The organism is Citrobacter freundii complex sp. CFNIH2 (genome assembly GCF_002880615.1).
Taxonomy (GTDB): Bacteria; Pseudomonadota; Gammaproteobacteria; order Enterobacterales; family Enterobacteriaceae; genus Citrobacter_A; species Citrobacter_A amalonaticus_F.
In genome coordinates, this window is record NZ_CP025757.1 from 2,976,838 (window position 1) to 2,993,488 (window position 16,651).

The window sequence follows — 16,651 nt, forward strand, 5'->3', positions numbered from 1 at the left end:
CCCAATTTACCGTTCTGCCATAGCTTCTCCCTGGCAGAGGGTGATTATTGCCTGCAATTAAAGATATAGAGCCGAACAAATATGCCTTTTACACTTGGTCAACGCTGGATCAGCGATACAGAAAGCGAACTGGGACTTGGAACCGTTGTTGCCATGGATGCGCGCACCGTCACTTTGCTTTTCCCCTCCACCGGTGAAAACCGTCTGTATGCGCGCAGTGACTCCCCCGTGACCCGCGTGATGTTCAACCCTGGCGATACCATTACCAGCCATGAAGGCTGGCAGCTGCAAATCGATGAAGTAAAAGAAGAAAATGGTTTGCTTGCCTACATTGGCACCCGTCTTGATACCGAAGAAACCGGCGTGACGCTGCGTGAAGTCCTGCTCGACAGCAAGCTGGCGTTCAGCAAACCGCAGGATCGCCTGTTTGCGGGTCAGATTGACCGCATGGATCGGTTTGCGCTGCGCTACCGCGCACGTAAATTTCAAAGTGAGCAATACCGCATGCCGTGGAGCGGCCTGCGCGGCCAGCGCACCAGCCTGATCCCTCATCAGCTCAACATCGCCCACGACGTGGGTCGCCGTCATGCGCCGCGCGTACTGCTGGCGGATGAAGTGGGTCTGGGCAAAACCATTGAAGCCGGGATGATCCTGCATCAACAACTGCTTTCTGGCGCGGCAGAACGCGTGCTGATCATTGTGCCGGAAACCTTGCAGCATCAGTGGCTGGTCGAAATGCTGCGCCGTTTTAACCTGCGCTTCGCCCTGTTTGACGACGAGCGCTACGCCGAAGCGCAGCACGACGCGTTTAACCCGTTCGAAACCGAACAGCTGGTGATCTGTTCTCTGGACTTCGCCCGCCGTAATAAACAGCGTCTGGAACACTTGTGTGATGCCGAGTGGGATCTGCTGGTTGTCGATGAAGCCCACCACCTCGTCTGGAGCGAAGAGGCGCCGAGCCGTGAATATGTGGCGATAGAACAACTGGCGGAACGCGTGCCAGGCGTACTGTTGCTGACCGCCACCCCGGAACAACTGGGTATGGAAAGCCACTTTGCACGTCTGCGTCTGCTGGACCCCAACCGTTTCCACGATTTCGCACAGTTTGTTGAAGAGCAGAAAAATTATCGCCCGGTTGCCGACGCCGTCGCCATGCTGCTGGCCGGTAACAAACTCAGCAATGAAGAACTCAACATGCTGGGCGAACTGATTGGCGAGCAGGATATTGAGCCGCTGCTGCAAACCGCGAACAGCGACCGCGACGGTGCGCAGAACGCGCGTCAGGAGCTGGTCTCCATGCTGATGGACCGCCACGGCACCAGCCGCGTGCTGTTCCGTAACACCCGTAATGGCGTAAAAGGCTTCCCGAAACGCGAACTGCACACCATTAAGCTGCCGCTGCCGACGCAGTATCAGACGGCCATTAAAGTGTCCGGCATTATGGGAGCCCGCAAAAACGCCGAAGACAGAGCGCGCGACATGCTCTATCCGGAACAGATTTATCAGGAATTTGAAGGGGATACCGGCACCTGGTGGAACTTCGACCCGCGCGTTGAGTGGCTGATGGGCTACCTGACCAGCCATCGCTCGCAGAAAGTGCTGGTGATCTGTGCGAAGGCGGCAACCGCCCTGCAACTGGAGCAAGTGCTGCGCGAGCGCGAAGGTATCCGCGCGGCGGTCTTCCACGAAGGGATGTCGATTATCGAACGTGACCGCGCCGCCGCCTGGTTCGGCGAAGAGGACAGCGGCGCGCAGGTGCTGCTGTGTTCAGAAATCGGCTCGGAAGGTCGTAACTTCCAGTTTGCCAGTAACCTGGTGATGTTCGACCTGCCATTTAACCCGGATCTGCTGGAGCAGCGTATTGGTCGTCTCGACCGCATCGGCCAGGCGCACGATATCCAAATCCACGTCCCATATTTAGAGAAAACCGCCCAGTCGGTGCTGGTTCGCTGGTATCACGAAGGTCTGGATGCGTTCGAACATACCTGCCCGACCGGTCGCGCCATCTATGACTCGGTTTACAGCAATCTGATTAATTACCTGGCGGCACCAGAAGAGACCGACGGTTTTGATGAGCTGATCAAAAGCTGTCGTGAACAACACGAAGCGCTGAAGACGCAGCTGGAACAGGGCCGCGACCGTCTGCTGGAGATCCACTCCAACGGCGGCGAAAAGGCGCAACAACTGGCTGAGAGCATTGAAGAGCAGGATGACGACACCAGCCTGATCGCCTTTGCTATGAACCTGTTTGATATCGTGGGGATTAACCAGGACGATCGCGGCGAAAACCTGATTGTACTGACCCCATCCGATCACATGCTGGTTCCGGACTTCCCGGGGCTGCCGGAAGACGGTTGTACCATTACCTTTGAACGTGACGTGGCGCTGTCGCGTGAAGACGCCCAGTTTATTACCTGGGAACATCCGCTGATTCGTAACGGGCTGGATCTGATCCTCTCCGGTGATACCGGTAGCAGTACCATTTCCTTATTGAAGAATAAGGCGCTGCCGGTCGGTACGCTGTTACTGGAACTGGTATACGTTGTGGAAGCCCAGGCGCCGAAGCAGTTGCAGCTTAACCGCTTCCTGCCGCCGACGCCGGTGCGCATGCTGCTGGATAAAAACGGCAACAACCTCGCTGCGCAGGTGGAGTTTGAAACCTTCAACCGCCAGTTGAGTGCTGTAAACCGCCACACCGGCAGCAAGCTGGTTAACGCGGTGCAGCAGGATGTTCATGCGATTCTGCAACTGGGGGAAGCGCAGGTTGAGAAGTCCGCCCGCGCCCTGATTGACGCTGCGCGCAATGAAGCGGATGAAAAACTGTCTGCTGAACTGTCGCGACTGGAAGCGCTGCGCGCCGTCAACCCAAACATTCGTGATGACGAACTCGCGGCGATTGAAAGCAACCGTCAGCAGGTACTGGAAAGCCTGAATCAGGCAGGATGGCGTCTGGATGCCCTGCGTCTTATCGTCGTCACGCATCAGTAACGGAGTCAAATATGGGGATGGAAAACTACAATCCGCCGCAGGATCCCTGGCTGGTTACCCTGTATCAGGATGAGCACATTATGGTGGTCAACAAGCCGAGCGGCCTGTTATCCGTGCCTGGTCGTCTTGAGGAGCATAAAGACAGCGTGATGACGCGTATTCAACGCGACTATCCGCAGGCTGAATCCGTGCATCGTCTGGATATGGCGACCAGCGGCGTGATTGTAGTCGCCCTCACCAAGGCGGCAGAGCGAGAGCTGAAGCGTCAGTTTCGCGAGCGCGAGCCGAAAAAACAGTATGTGGCGCGGGTATGGGGACATCCCGCGCCCGCAGAGGGACTGGTGGATTTACCGCTGATCTGCGACTGGCCGAATCGTCCGAAACAGAAAGTGTGTTATGAAACCGGCAAAGCGGCGCAGACCGAATATGAAGTCGTGGAGTTTGCGGAAGATAACACCGCGCGAGTGGTGTTGAAGCCCATCACCGGACGTTCGCACCAACTACGCGTGCATATGCTGGCGTTAGGCCATCCCATCCTCGGCGACCGTTTTTATGCACCGCCGGAGGCGCTGGCGCGAGCCGCCCGACTGCAACTGCATGCCGAGATGCTGACCATCACCCATCCCGCATACGGCAACAGCATGACGTTTAAAGCGCCGGCTGATTTTTAATCTTATAACGTCGCCCCTTTGAATTACGCTCGCGAATAGACACAAATCATTCGAGATGCATCGACGCGGCAAGCGAAGAAATCCCCAGGAGCATAGATAACTATGTGACTGGGGTTTCACAGCGCGGCCAACAAAGAGGCAGCTTGAAGGATGCCGTGTATATTTATTTAAAGCCTTTCTGCTCTTTGATCAGCTCGTAAGCCTTCTGAATTTCCTGCGCTTTTTGCTTCGCCATCTCCATCATTTCGGGCGGCAGACCTTTCGCCACCAGCTTATCCGGATGGTGCTCGCTCATCTGCTTACGGTAAGCGCGTTTAATGGTGGTCGCATCGTCGGTAGGTTTCACCCCCAGTACGTTGCAGGCGTCCTCCAGCGTCGGGCCGCGTTGCGCCTGCTGCCAGCCACCGCCGCCGGACTGCTGTTGATAACCGCCGCCAAACTGTGCGCCCCCTTGCATCATACGCAGGAACTGATCGAACTGAGTCCGGGAAATACCCAGCTCTTCGGCAATCACATACAGCACTTCACGCTCGTTGGGATGCAGCGAACCATCGGCAAACGCCGCCTGAATCTGAATTTCAAGAAACATGCGAATAAGATCGAAGCGGCCAAAACAGACGCTACGAAACTGGCGCATTTTTTCACGTAACGGGTAATTATCTGATTTTCCGATACGAAACGCATTTTGCGCAGCCGATCGCGATTCACCGTGCAAATTCATCCGATCCATCAGCACATTGGCGACATGGATATCGGCTTCGGTAACCCGGCCTTTCGATTTGGTTAAGTGCCCCATCACCTCAAAGGTGGTGGCAAAAAACAGCGCCTGACGCTCACGCTGGTTGGCAAACCACGCCATTTTGCGGCTGCGGGCTTTGTCGAACATGTGGCCAATCAATAGCCCCAGCACCACGCCCCAAAAGCCGCCGCCCATGAGCAGAGCCACGGCCACGCCAATTATTTTTCCCCAGTACTGCATAGACTCCCCAATTTGTCTCACTCTCGGTGAGGCCAGGTCCCACAAAATAAGCGGCTTTTTACGATCTTTCGGCTACGGTCAATTGTGGGACATCGCCTATAATTTGCATTATCATACCTGTCATTCACAGCCGTGACTAACACCACAGACGCTATAGCGGCAGGATTAACACTAGCGCTACGAACATGAGTAAGTTAGGCTGTGGCGGTTTGTCACGCGCGACGCTACTGATGATGGAACAATAAAATACAACGTATGAAAAAACGTATTCCCACCCTCCTGGCCACCATGATTGCCACTGCCCTTTACAGTCAACAGGGTCTGGCAGCCAGTCTCGCCTCACAATGTATGTTAGGCGTGCCAAGCTATGACCGTCCTCTGGTGCAGGGCGAGACAAATGAACTCCCCGTCACGATTAATGCCGATCATGCGAAAGGAAATTATCCTGACGACGCGGTGTTTACCGGCAATGTGGACATCATGCAGGGCAACAGCCGTCTGCAGGCCGACGAGGTGCAGCTTCATCAGAAAGAGGCTCAGGGTCAGCCTGAGCCCGTGCGTACCGTTGATGCGCTCGGCAACGTCCATTACGATGACAACCAGGTTATCCTGAAAGGGCCGAAGGGCTGGGCGAACCTGAACACCAAAGACACCAACGTCTGGGAAGGTGACTACCAGATGGTGGGCCGTCAGGGCCGCGGTAAAGCGGATCTGATGAAACAGCGCGGCGAAAACCGCTATACCATTCTTGAGAACGGGAGTTTCACCTCCTGTCTGCCGGGTTCTGATACCTGGAGCGTCGTCGGTAGCGAAGTGATCCACGACCGTGAAGAACAGGTCGCGGAAATCTGGAACGCCCGCTTTAAGCTGGGTCCGGTTCCGATCTTTTACAGTCCATATTTGCAGTTGCCGGTAGGGGATAAACGCCGCTCCGGTTTCTTGATCCCCAACGCCAAGTACTCGACAAAGAACTATTTTGAGTTCTATCTGCCGTATTACTGGAACATCGCGCCAAACATGGATGCGACCCTGACGCCGCACTATATGCACCGTCGCGGCGGCGTGATGTGGGAGAACGAATTCCGCTACCTGAGCCAGGCGGGCGCCGGTCTGATGGAGTTCGACTATCTGAACTCCGATCGCGTCTACGACGACGAGCATCCGAACGATGACAACTCACGCCGCTGGCTGTTTTACTGGCAGCACTCGGGGGTGATGGACCAGGTGTGGCGCTTCAACGTCAACTACACCAAGGTGAGCGACTCCAGCTACTTTAATGATTTCGATAACAAGTACGGTTCAAGTACCGACGGTTACGCGACGCAGAAATTCAGCGTCGGCTACGCGGTGCAGAACTTTGACGCCACGGTCTCAACCAAACAGTTCCAGGTGTTCAGCGATCAGAACACCAGCAGTTATTCCGCTGAACCGCAGTTAGACGTCAACTTCTATCAGAACGACCTGGGTCCGTTCGATACCCGTATTTATGGCCAGGCCGTGCATTTTGTGAATACCAAAGACAACATGCCGGAAGCGACGCGTCTGCACCTGGAGCCGACCGTCAGCCTGCCGTTGTCGAACCAGTGGGGCAGCATCAACACCGAAGCGAAACTGCTGGCAACCCATTATCAGCAAACCAATCTGGACTGGTACAACAGCCGTTATTCAACCCAGTTGGACGATACCGCCAACCGTGTGATGCCGCAGTTCAAAGTCGACGGCAAGATGGTGTTTGAACGGGATATGAACATGCTCGCGCCGGGTTATACCCAGACGCTGGAGCCGCGCGCGCAGTATCTGTACGTGCCGTATCGCGACCAGAGCAACATCTATAACTACGACTCCTCTCTGCTGCAATCTGACTATACCGGCCTGTTCCGTGACCGCAGCTATGGCGGTCTGGACCGCATTGCCTCCGCCAACCAGGTCACGACGGGCGTCACATCTCGCGTATATGATGACGCAGCAGTTGAACGTTTTAACGTTTCTGTTGGTCAAATCTACTATTTCACGGAGTCTCGCACTGGCGATGACAACATCCAATGGGAGAATGATGACCAGACAGGTTCATTAGTATGGGCGGGCGACACCTACTGGCGTATTTCGGATCGTTGGGGCCTGCGTGGCGGTATTCAGTACGATACCCGTCTGGATAGCGTCGCCACCAGCAGTTCCAGTATCGAATATCGTCGTGATGAAGACCGTCTGGTTCAGTTGAACTACCGTTACGCCAGCCCGGAGTATATTCAGGCGACATTGCCAGCAAGATATTCCACGGCTGAGCAGTACAAAAACGGGATTAGCCAGATCGGTACCGTCGCCAGTTGGCCAATCGCCGATCGCTGGTCGATTGTTGGTGCCTACTACTTCGACACCAACGTGAGTAAACCCGCTGACCAGATGTTGGGCGTGCAATACAACTCCTGCTGTTATGCGATCCGTGTTGGTTATGAGCGTAAGCTGAACGGTTGGGATAGCGATAAAGAACACGCGGTGTATGACAACGTGATTGGCTTTAACATTGAACTTCGCGGCCTGAGTTCCAACTACGGTCTCGGCACGAGCGAGATGTTACGTTCCAACATTTTGCCGTATCAAAACTCTTTGTGATCTGATTGATTTACCACGTAATCCGCAGTGCGGTTAATTGAAATGGAAAAAGTATGAAGAACTGGAAAACGCTGCTTCTCGGTATCGCCATGATCGCGAATACCAGTTTCGCTGCCCCGCAGGTAGTCGATAAAGTCGCAGCCGTCGTAAATAACGGTGTGGTACTGGAAAGCGACGTTGATGGTCTGATGCAGTCCGTCAAACTGAACGCCAACCAGGCAGGTCAACAGCTTCCGGACGACGCTACGCTGCGTCATCAGATCCTGGAACGTCTGATCATGGATCAGATTGTCCTGCAGATGGGTCAGAAGATGGGCGTAAAAATCTCTGACGAACAGCTTGATCAGGCGATTGCCAATATCGCTAAACAGAACAACATGACGCTGGACCAGATGCGCAGCCGTCTGGCTTACGATGGTCTGAGCTACTCAACCTACCGTAATCAGATCCGTAAAGAGATGACCATCTCTGAAGTGCGTAATAACGAAGTGCGCCGCCGCGTGACGATCCTGCCGCAGGAAGTGGATGCGCTGGCGCAGCAGGTTGGCAATCAAAATGATGCCAGCACGGAACTGAATCTGAGCCACATCCTGATCCCACTGCCGGAAAACCCAACGTCTGACCAGGTGAACGAAGCAGAATCTCAGGCGCGTTCCATTGTCGATCAAGCCCGTAACGGCAGCGACTTCGGCAAACTGGCGATCACCTACTCTGCTGACCAGCAGGCGCTGAAAGGCGGCCAGATGGGTTGGGGTCGTATTCAGGAACTGCCAGGTATTTTTGCTCAGGCGCTGAGTACCGCGAAGAAAGGCGACATCGTTGGCCCGATTCGTTCCGGCGTCGGCTTCCATATCCTGAAAGTCAACGATATGCGCGGCCAGAGTCAGAGCATCTCCGTGACCGAAGTTCACGCTCGCCATATTCTGCTGAAACCATCGCCGATCATGACCGATCAGCAGGCGCGTCTGAAGCTTGAGCAAATCGCCGCTGATATTAAGAGTGGTAAAACCACCTTTGCGGCCGCAGCGAAAGAGTTCTCTCAGGATCCCGGCTCGGCTAACCAGGGCGGCGATCTGGGCTGGGCGGCTGCAGACATTTTCGATCCGGCATTCCGTGATGCGTTAACCCGCATGAACAAAGGTCAGATGAGCGCACCGGTGCACTCCTCTTTCGGCTGGCACCTGATCGAACTGCTGGATACGCGTAACGTCGATAAAACCGACGCCGCGCAGAAAGATCGCGCTTACCGTATGCTGATGAACCGGAAGTTCTCAGAAGAAGCAGCAACCTGGATGCAGGAACAGCGCGCCAGCGCTTACGTTAAAATCCTGAGCAATTAATGACGGTTGCTCAACGTGTAGTGATCACTCCCGGCGAGCCCACCGGGATTGGTCCGGATCTCGTCGTTCAACTTGCCCAGCGCGACTGGCCGGTTGAACTGGTGGTCTGTGCCGATGCCACTGTATTGGCTGACCGGGCGGCACTGCTCGGTCTTCCCCTCACGTTACGCCCTTACTCCCCACAAAGCCCTGCCCAACCGCAGACTGCCGGCACGCTTACGCTGTTACCGGTCGCACTTCGTGCGCCTGTCGTTCCAGGGCAGTTGGCCGTGGAGAATGGCGAGTATGTGGTGCAGACCCTGGCGCGTGCCTGTGACGGCTGTGTAGAGGGTGAATTTGCGGCGCTGATTACGGGCCCTGTGCATAAGGGCGTTATCAACGACGCGGGTGTGCCTTTCACCGGTCACACCGAGTTTTTTGAAGAGCGCTCGCAGGCGAAAAAAGTGGTGATGATGCTGGCGACGGAGGAGTTACGCGTCGCACTGGCGACGACCCACCTGCCGCTGCGTGACGTCGCCGATGCCATTACGCCAGCGCTGCTGCACGAAGTGATTGGCATTCTGCATCACGATCTGCGCACCAAATTTGGCGTGGACGATCCGCACGTGCTGGTCTGTGGTCTGAATCCGCATGCCGGTGAAGGGGGGCATATGGGCAGCGAGGAGATCGACACGATCGTTCCGGTGCTCGATACGCTCCGCGCGCAAGGGATGAAATTGACAGGTCCATTACCCGCCGACACGCTGTTTCAGGCCAAATATCTGCAACATGCTGATGCTGTGCTGGCGATGTACCACGATCAGGGTCTCCCCGTGCTAAAATACCAGGGATTTGGTCGTGGCGTGAATATCACGCTGGGCCTGCCCTTTATTCGTACCTCGGTGGATCACGGCACCGCGCTTGAACTGGCGGGCCGGGGTGAAGCTGATGTCGGCAGTTTTATTACGGCGCTTAATCTCGCCATCAAAATGATTGTTAATACCCAATGAATAATCGAGTCCATCAGGGCCACTTAGCCCGTAAACGCTTCGGGCAAAACTTCCTCAACGATCAGTTTGTGATCGACAGTATTGTCTCCGCCATTAACCCGCAAAAGGGTCAGGCGATGGTCGAAATCGGCCCCGGTCTGGCTGCGCTGACGGAGCCGGTTGGCGAACGTCTGGATGCGCTGACGGTCATTGAACTTGACCGCGATCTGGCCGCACGTCTGCAAACGCATCCCTTCCTGGGACCCAAGCTGACTATCTATCAGCAGGACGCCATGACCATGAATTTTGGCGAATTGTCTGAAAAGATGGGACAACCGCTACGCGTGTTCGGTAACCTGCCTTATAACATCTCTACGCCGCTGATGTTCCACCTGTTTAGCTATACTGATGCCATTGCCGATATGCACTTTATGTTGCAAAAAGAGGTGGTGAATCGTCTGGTTGCAGGACCAAACAGTAAGGCGTATGGTCGCTTAAGCGTCATGGCGCAATATTATTGTAACGTGATCCCGGTGCTTGAAGTGCCGCCGTCCGCCTTCACGCCGCCGCCAAAAGTGGATTCCGCCGTGGTGCGCCTGGTGCCTCACACCACGATGCCCTACCCGGTCAACGATATTCGCCTGTTGAGCCGCATCACCACTGAAGCGTTCAACCAGCGCCGTAAAACGATTCGTAACAGCCTCGGCAATCTGTTCAGCGTTGAGGTCTTGACGGAACTGGGTATTGACCCGGCAATGCGAGCGGAAAATATCTCTGTCGCGCAGTACTGCCAGATGGCGAACTATCTGTCAGAAAACGCGCCATCGAAGGAGAGTTAAGTATGATCAATTCGCCCCGAGTGTGTATTCAGGTTCAAAGCGTCTATATTGAAGCGCAATCCTCACCTGATGATGAACGTTACGTTTTTGCCTACACCGTAACCATCCGCAATTTGGGGCGAGCGCCCGTGCAGCTACTGGGACGCTATTGGTTGATCACCAACGGTCATGGCCGAGAAACTGAAGTCCAGGGAGAAGGTGTGGTCGGTGTTCAGCCGCACATTGAGCCTGGCGAAGAGTACCAGTACACCAGCGGCGCCGTTATTGAAACGCCGCTGGGCACGATGCAGGGTCATTACGAAATGATTGATGAGAACGGCGTCGCCTTTACCATCGATATTCCGGTTTTCCGACTCGCCGTTTCCACTCTCATTCACTAAAACAATGGCTATGGCAACATACCTTATTGGCGACGTTCACGGTTGCTACGACGAACTGATCGCATTGCTACAACAAGTCAATTTTACCCCTGAAAGCGATACCCTGTGGCTGACGGGGGATCTGGTTGCCCGTGGCCCCGGTTCACTGGACGTGCTGCGTTATGTGAAATCACTCGGCGACTGTGTGCGCCTGGTGCTGGGCAATCACGACCTGCATCTGCTGGCGGTCTTCGCCGGTATCAGTCGTAACAAACCGAAAGACCGGCTGAGTCCGCTGCTGGAAGCGCCAGACGCAGACGAACTGCTCAACTGGCTGCGCCGCCAGCCGCTGTTGCAGATAGATGAAGAGAAGAAACTGGTGATGGCGCATGCGGGTATCACACCGCAGTGGGATTTGCAGACTGCCAAAGACTGCGCACGCGATGTTGAAGCGGTGCTGTCGAGTGACTCTTACCCCTTCTTCCTCGACGCCATGTATGGCGACATGCCAAATAACTGGACGCCGGAACTAACCGGACTGGCACGTCTGCGCTTTATCACCAACGCCTTTACCCGGATGCGTTACTGCTTCCCGAACGGGCAACTGGATATGTACAGCAAAGAATCTCCAGAGGATGCCCCGGCGCCATTAAAACCGTGGTTTGCCATCCCCGGACCGGTCAGTGAAGCCTATAGCATTGCGTTTGGTCACTGGGCGTCTCTGGAAGGAAAAGGAACACCGGAGGGAATCTATGCGCTGGATACCGGGTGCTGCTGGGGAGGGAATTTAACCTGCCTGCGTTGGGAAGATAAGCAGTACTTTGTGCAGCCGTCAAACCGGCAGATGGATCTGAATGAAGGCGAGGCCGTTAACGCCTGAGATTGTGAGTGCCGGATGGCTCTGTGCTTACCCGGCCTGCGAGATCGTTTTGTAGGCCGGATAAGACGCTAAGCGTCGCCATCCGGCACTCATCGCTTAGCGACGTTCCAGAATTTCGAAGCAATAGCTGTGCGAGTTCTGCCCGTCAGCATCGTGAAATTCACTGAACACCGATTCCCAGTCGTCCGGTTCGTAGTCCGGGAAATGCGTATCCCCTTCCACTTCTGCATCAATGTGCGTCAGATACAGTTTCTGCGCTTTGGGCAGGAACTGCTCGTACACACGACCACCACCAATCACCATAATTTCTGGCGCATCACCACAGGCGGCAATCGCTTCATCAACCGATTTCACCCACTGCACGCGATCGTCAGTACCCGGCTGGCTGCTGATGACGATGTTCTTACGTCCCGGCAACGGTCGGCCGATGGATTCCCAGGTATGGCGTCCCATAACGACAGGTTTATTTAACGTATTACGTTTAAACCAGGCGAGATCCGCAGGTAGATTCCACGGCATGGCGTTTTCCATGCCAATAACGCGATCTACCGCTAACGCAGCAATCAGACTGATCATTGAATATTTCCCGGAAGCAAAAAAAATTGTCGCCACTATACGGAAAGAGCAATCTTTCGTCGACTAACGAACAGAAGAAGAGCACGAAAATTTTCCGTTCTGCTGGCGAGTCCACGACTTGTCAGTGGACTCCCGGCATTACAGTAGTTCAAAAACAATTGGTTAACAGTAAAGTTTGCAGTACATCACATTTTTGACTTAGGTTGACGGTTTGACTTCTGGCTCATCAGCAACGTCTCCCGTGTGTTTGCCTTCGTCAGTCCCCTGCCAGCCATGACGCTGAATTAACGACAGATGTTCGCGATCCTCGGTGATGATTTCGCTCAGCATCGCGCTGGTACGTTTGTAGACTGCCGCCCTGGAGGTGGCGTCGTCCTCGCCCTTCGCCATCTCTTCTACCATTTGCGTATTAAAGCGACGGAACAGGTCCGCGCGTTCACGCGCTTCATAACGGCCAAGCCCGAGACTTTCCAGCGCCAGACGCCCGGTTTTGAGCGCGCCTTCAAACGTTTCACGTTCCGGTTGCTCCACGCCCGCCTGGCGCAAACGAATGTAGTGATCGACATCGCGTGCCCGGGCAATAATTTGCAGGTTCGGGAAATGGTCTTTTACCATCTCCGTCAGCTCCAGGCTGGTTTGCGGATCGTCAATGGCGTTGATCAACACCTCCGCTTTCGCCGCCCCGGCGGACTCCAGCAGATCCATCCGCGTCGCATCACCGTAGAACACCTTCATGCCAAATTTACGCAGCGTCTCGATGTGGTCCGGATCGTGATCGAGAACAACCATCTTCACACCGCTGGAGAGCAGTAAACGACCGGTGATCTGCCCGAAGCGTCCAAATCCGGCAATAATCACCCGCGGTTGTTCTTCATCAATTTCATCGGCTTCCCGCTCTTCACCGGTGGCCGATTTCTCCATTCGCGTGAGGATGACCAGGAAAATCGGCGTCGCCGCCATCGACAGCGCCACCGCCAGCGTCAGCGCCTTCGCCCATTGCGGATCGAGCACGTTCGCCATCTGCGCCGCGCCAAAGACGACAAACGCAAACTCACTGCCCTGCCCGAGCAGTACCGCAAACCAGCGGCGCTGTTTATTCGGCACCTGTATAGGACGGGCAATCAGCCACAGCATTCCGGTTTTAATCACCAGGAAACCGACCAGCAGAATGATGATACGAAGCGGATTATCGATAAGCGTCCCGAAGTCGATAGACATGCCGACGCCGATGAAAAACAGCCCCAACAGCAGCCCTTTGAACGGCTCGATGTCGCTTTCCAGCGCGTGACGATACTCAGAGCTTGCCAGCAATACGCCAGCCAGGAACGCCCCCATCGCCATCGACAGCCCAACTTCTTCAAGCAACAGCCCGAAGCCAAAGACCAGAAACAGCGCTACGGCGCTGAATACTTCGCGCAGGCCAGAACGCGCAACGAAACGTAGCGCCGGGCGGGTCACATAGCGCCCCAGCAGTACCACCAGCACCAGCGCACCAGCCACTTTCAGTGCCGACAGCGCGAATGCCCCAAGCGTGGTTGACGCCCCGCTGGTCGCCAGTAACGGAATCATTGCCACCAGCGGAATCGCCGCGATGTCCTGGAACAGCAGCACGGCAAAGGCGCTGCGTCCCATCTGCGAAACGGTCAGGTTGCGCTCATTCATCGCCTGCATGGCTATCGCCGTGGAGGAGAGCGCCAGCGTCATACCAATCAGTTCCGCCACCTGCCAGCGCAGGCCGAGGAACATACAAAACAAACCAATCAGGCCGCCGCAGACCACCATCTGTAGCGCACCGCCGCCAAACACCGAGGCGCGCAGTTTCCATAGCCGCTGGGGATCGAGTTCCAGGCCAATGACGAACAGCATCAGCACCACGCCGATTTCAGCAAAGTGCAGAATAGATTCGGCATCGGTCACCAGACGTAAACCCCAGGGGCCGATGATGCAACCCGCAATGAGATAGCCCAGCACCGACCCTAAGCCCAACCGGACGGCAATCGGCACGATCAGCGCCGCCGACCCAAGATAAATCAGCGCCTGTATGAGCGTATGGCTATCCATTATGCGCCTCCTGCCATTCCATCAGTCGTTGCTTGTAATGACGCGCCTGCGCCTGCAGCGTTTCATCGTCGCAGATAAACGTACAATGCATCGCAAACGGCACAAGCCAGTTGAGCCCGCAGTAGATCGCCGTCGCCTGGAGCGGCTGTGAGAGTACGTCAAAACCCGGGTGCGAGCCGATATCGAAGTGAGTATCGCCGCCGCCGGTGGTCACCGCCCACATGAGCTGCTTACCGCGCAGCGCGGTCCCGCCGTGACCATAGGCCCAGCCGTGGGAAAGCACTTTATCCATCCACAGTTTGAGTAAGGGGGGAACGCTGTACCACTGCATAGGATGCTGCCAGACGATCAGGTCAGCGCGAGAAAGCGCCTCTTGTTCCGCGGCAATATCGATATTGAAGTCAGGATAGAGTTCATAGAGCGAACGCACTTCGACGCCTTCCAGCGTCCTTGCCTGCTCAAGCATCCGTTTATTCGCATGCGAATGCTGCGGATAAGGATGCGCATAAATGATGAGAATCATGATTAGCCTGTTATTTTACCACTCTGTTTTATAAGAGAGTGTAGTCAGTAAACCAACAGGCTAATAGTGAATATTATTGAGCGGATGAATGGGGAAAATTGAACTAGTTATCCAGCTCGCTCATATTTTTCACCTGATCGCGGTTAATTTGCTCCGTCTGACCCGTTTCTGCATTTTTGTAGGAGACCAGGCCCGTGTCATCATCCACCTGCGGTTTACCGTCGGTGACAATGGTTCGGCCATCGGTCGTACGCACAGCCTGGTTCGAGGAGCAGCCGGCGAGAGTGAAGACGGTTGCTGCGGCAAAAATGGAAGCGATTAATAGTTTCTTTTGCATGGTGTTCTCCCTGCTTTTCAGTCATTTTCAGTGATATACCCATTAACTGTAGACGCACTGACTGAGGTTGAGGGCAAATACAGAACACTCTGAAGGCTCACCTTAACATAACGGTTTCCTGCGAATCGTCATCGTACTGGTCTGGGCAAGCGTCAGACCGCGCGTTTCTGGCGCGAAGGCAATGGAGACCAGCAGCCCGACCAACGAGATCCCCGCCCCCATCAGCATCACCTGACTAATGCCATATTTAGTGATGAAAATAGGCAGCGCCCAGGTGGAGAGGATAGTACCAACACGGCTCAACGACATGATGACCCCCACCGCGGAGGCGCGGATGTCGGTCGGGAACAGTTCATTGGGATAGAGCCATTGTAAATTCCCCGGCCCACCGGAGAAAAAGGCGTACACCGCGAATGCCGTCACCACCAGCCAGATCCCCATTTCCGGGATCAGCCCCAGCACCGCCAGCGCAAGCGTCATCATCACGAAGCTGCCAATCAGCAGCGGCCTCCGCCCCGCGCTGTTCAGCCAGAACATTGGCGGAATACAGCCCAACATAAAGAACAGGCTGATCACCACATTTCCCAGCGCTGCGCTCTTCCCGGCGCCCAGTCCCAACAGGCCGACGATCTGCGGACCAAAGGTGTAAATGGCAAACATCGGGATCACCTGACAGGTCCAGATCGCGGCGACAAACAGCACGAACGGAAAGTGACGACGATTAAACAACTGCAAAAAGCGCGTCTCCTGCGCCGTGTCTTCATCGAACGCCACCGGCTCGCCGAACAGTTTGATCATCATCGCTTCGCACTCTTTGACCCGGCCTTTACGCAACAACCAGCGTGGAGACTCGGGCAGATCGAAGCGGCCGATCAGGATCAGCAGGCAAGGGATCGCCGCGCTGCCCAGCATCCAGCGCCAGCCGCCCTCGACGTCATACAACCAGTAACCAACCAGATCGGCACAGGTCGCGCCGACGTACCACATCGCCGCAATAAAACTGATCGAGAAGGCGCGTTGGCGAGTACTGGAAAACTCGGTAATCATCGAGGTAGCAATGGGATAATCCGCGCCAATCACCACGCCAATCAGCACCCGCATCACCAGCAGCTCAAGCGGAGAGGAGACAAACATGGTGGCCACCGATATCACCCCAATAGCGATGATATCGATGAGGAACATTTTGCGCCGCCCCACCTTGTCCGAGATATAGCCAAACAGCGAAGTGCCGACAAAAAGCCCGGCCAGCGTTCCTGCGCCCAGCAGGCCAATCCAGTCGGCATCCAGCTTCAGCGCAGGCGTGAGCTGTTCCAGCGCGACGCCAATCATCACCAGCACATACCCGTCCAGAAACGGTCCACCGCTTCCCCACAGCATGATCCTGCGGTGAATAGAGGAGAACTGGATGTCATCAAAGTTCCTGGGCTGTTGCATGGCAATGTCCTGTTTGCCGACATTCGGCATTAGTGCTTAACTGCCTGATGGCGATGCGCTTATCAGGCCTACTTATCCTCCGTAGG

The 16,651-nt window shown here is 55.4% G+C and carries 14 protein-coding genes; 8 read left to right on the top strand and 6 right to left on the bottom strand.

Annotated elements, in window-relative coordinates:
- Positions 1–81 precede the first annotated feature (81 nt).
- A complete protein-coding gene (gene rapA / locus WM46_RS14535; protein ID WP_102602631.1) occupies positions 82–2,988 on the top strand; it encodes an RNA polymerase-associated protein RapA in 2,907 nt (968 codons plus the stop codon).
- Between the two features lie 11 nt (positions 2,989–2,999).
- Entirely contained in the window at positions 3,000–3,659 is a 660-nt protein-coding gene (gene rluA / locus WM46_RS14540; protein WP_102602632.1) for a bifunctional tRNA pseudouridine(32) synthase/23S rRNA pseudouridine(746) synthase RluA, read from the top strand.
- Between the two features lie 163 nt (positions 3,660–3,822).
- Here the strand turns inward: rluA and djlA are convergent, their stop codons facing one another.
- Positions 3,823–4,638 carry a co-chaperone DjlA gene (gene djlA, locus WM46_RS14545; RefSeq protein WP_102602633.1) on the bottom strand — a complete coding sequence of 272 codons (816 nt, stop codon included), beginning with the start codon at positions 4,636–4,638 and terminating at the stop codon, positions 3,823–3,825.
- A gap of 255 nt (positions 4,639–4,893) precedes the next feature.
- On the opposite strand from djlA, the gene lptD reads away from it, so the two are divergent.
- The 6 genes from lptD to apaH are packed head-to-tail and all read left to right on the top strand — an operon-like array spanning position 4,894 to position 11,634.
- Complete coding sequence (gene lptD, locus WM46_RS14550; protein WP_102602634.1) at positions 4,894–7,248, top strand: LPS assembly protein LptD; 2,355 nt, start codon at positions 4,894–4,896, stop codon at positions 7,246–7,248.
- Between the two features lie 53 nt (positions 7,249–7,301).
- Entirely contained in the window at positions 7,302–8,588 is a 1,287-nt protein-coding gene (gene surA / locus WM46_RS14555; protein ID WP_042997967.1) for a peptidylprolyl isomerase SurA, read from the top strand.
- A complete protein-coding gene (pdxA, locus tag WM46_RS14560) occupies positions 8,588–9,577 on the top strand; it encodes a 4-hydroxythreonine-4-phosphate dehydrogenase PdxA (protein WP_102602635.1) in 990 nt (329 codons plus the stop codon). Before surA ends, pdxA begins: the two co-directional genes overlap by 1 nt.
- Positions 9,574–10,395 carry a 16S rRNA (adenine(1518)-N(6)/adenine(1519)-N(6))-dimethyltransferase RsmA gene (gene rsmA / locus WM46_RS14565; protein WP_061076396.1) on the top strand — a complete coding sequence of 274 codons (822 nt, stop codon included), beginning with the start codon at positions 9,574–9,576 and terminating at the stop codon, positions 10,393–10,395. The genes pdxA and rsmA overlap by 4 nt, the downstream gene beginning before the upstream one ends.
- A gap of 2 nt (positions 10,396–10,397) precedes the next feature.
- Entirely contained in the window at positions 10,398–10,775 is a 378-nt protein-coding gene (gene apaG, locus WM46_RS14570) for a Co2+/Mg2+ efflux protein ApaG (RefSeq protein WP_046475370.1), read from the top strand.
- A gap of 10 nt (positions 10,776–10,785) precedes the next feature.
- Positions 10,786–11,634 carry a bis(5'-nucleosyl)-tetraphosphatase (symmetrical) ApaH gene (apaH, locus tag WM46_RS14575; RefSeq protein ID WP_042997971.1) on the top strand — a complete coding sequence of 283 codons (849 nt, stop codon included), beginning with the start codon at positions 10,786–10,788 and terminating at the stop codon, positions 11,632–11,634.
- Positions 11,635–11,730: 96 nt separating this feature from the next.
- Here the strand turns inward: apaH and folA are convergent, their stop codons facing one another.
- The 5 genes from folA to WM46_RS14605 all read right to left on the bottom strand — a co-directional run bounded on the left by folA (position 11,731) and on the right by WM46_RS14605 (position 16,565).
- A complete protein-coding gene (folA, locus tag WM46_RS14580; RefSeq protein WP_042323929.1) occupies positions 11,731–12,210 on the bottom strand; it encodes a type 3 dihydrofolate reductase in 480 nt (159 codons plus the stop codon).
- A gap of 198 nt (positions 12,211–12,408) precedes the next feature.
- Entirely contained in the window at positions 12,409–14,271 is a 1,863-nt protein-coding gene (gene kefC / locus WM46_RS14590; RefSeq protein ID WP_102602636.1) for a glutathione-regulated potassium-efflux system protein KefC, read from the bottom strand.
- Positions 14,264–14,794, bottom strand: a complete 531-nt coding sequence (gene kefF / locus WM46_RS14595) for a glutathione-regulated potassium-efflux system oxidoreductase KefF (protein ID WP_061076392.1) — start codon at positions 14,792–14,794, stop codon at positions 14,264–14,266. Before kefF ends, kefC begins: the two co-directional genes overlap by 8 nt.
- Before the next feature lie 103 nt (positions 14,795–14,897).
- Positions 14,898–15,131, bottom strand: a complete 234-nt coding sequence (locus WM46_RS14600) for a YgdI/YgdR family lipoprotein (protein WP_061076391.1) — start codon at positions 15,129–15,131, stop codon at positions 14,898–14,900.
- 102 nt (positions 15,132–15,233) lie between these two features.
- The gene (locus WM46_RS14605; protein ID WP_061077977.1) at positions 15,234–16,565 is read right to left on the bottom strand and encodes an MFS transporter; all 1,332 of its coding nucleotides are present in this window, start codon (positions 16,563–16,565) and stop codon (positions 15,234–15,236) included.
- Positions 16,566–16,651: the final 86 nt, after the last annotated feature.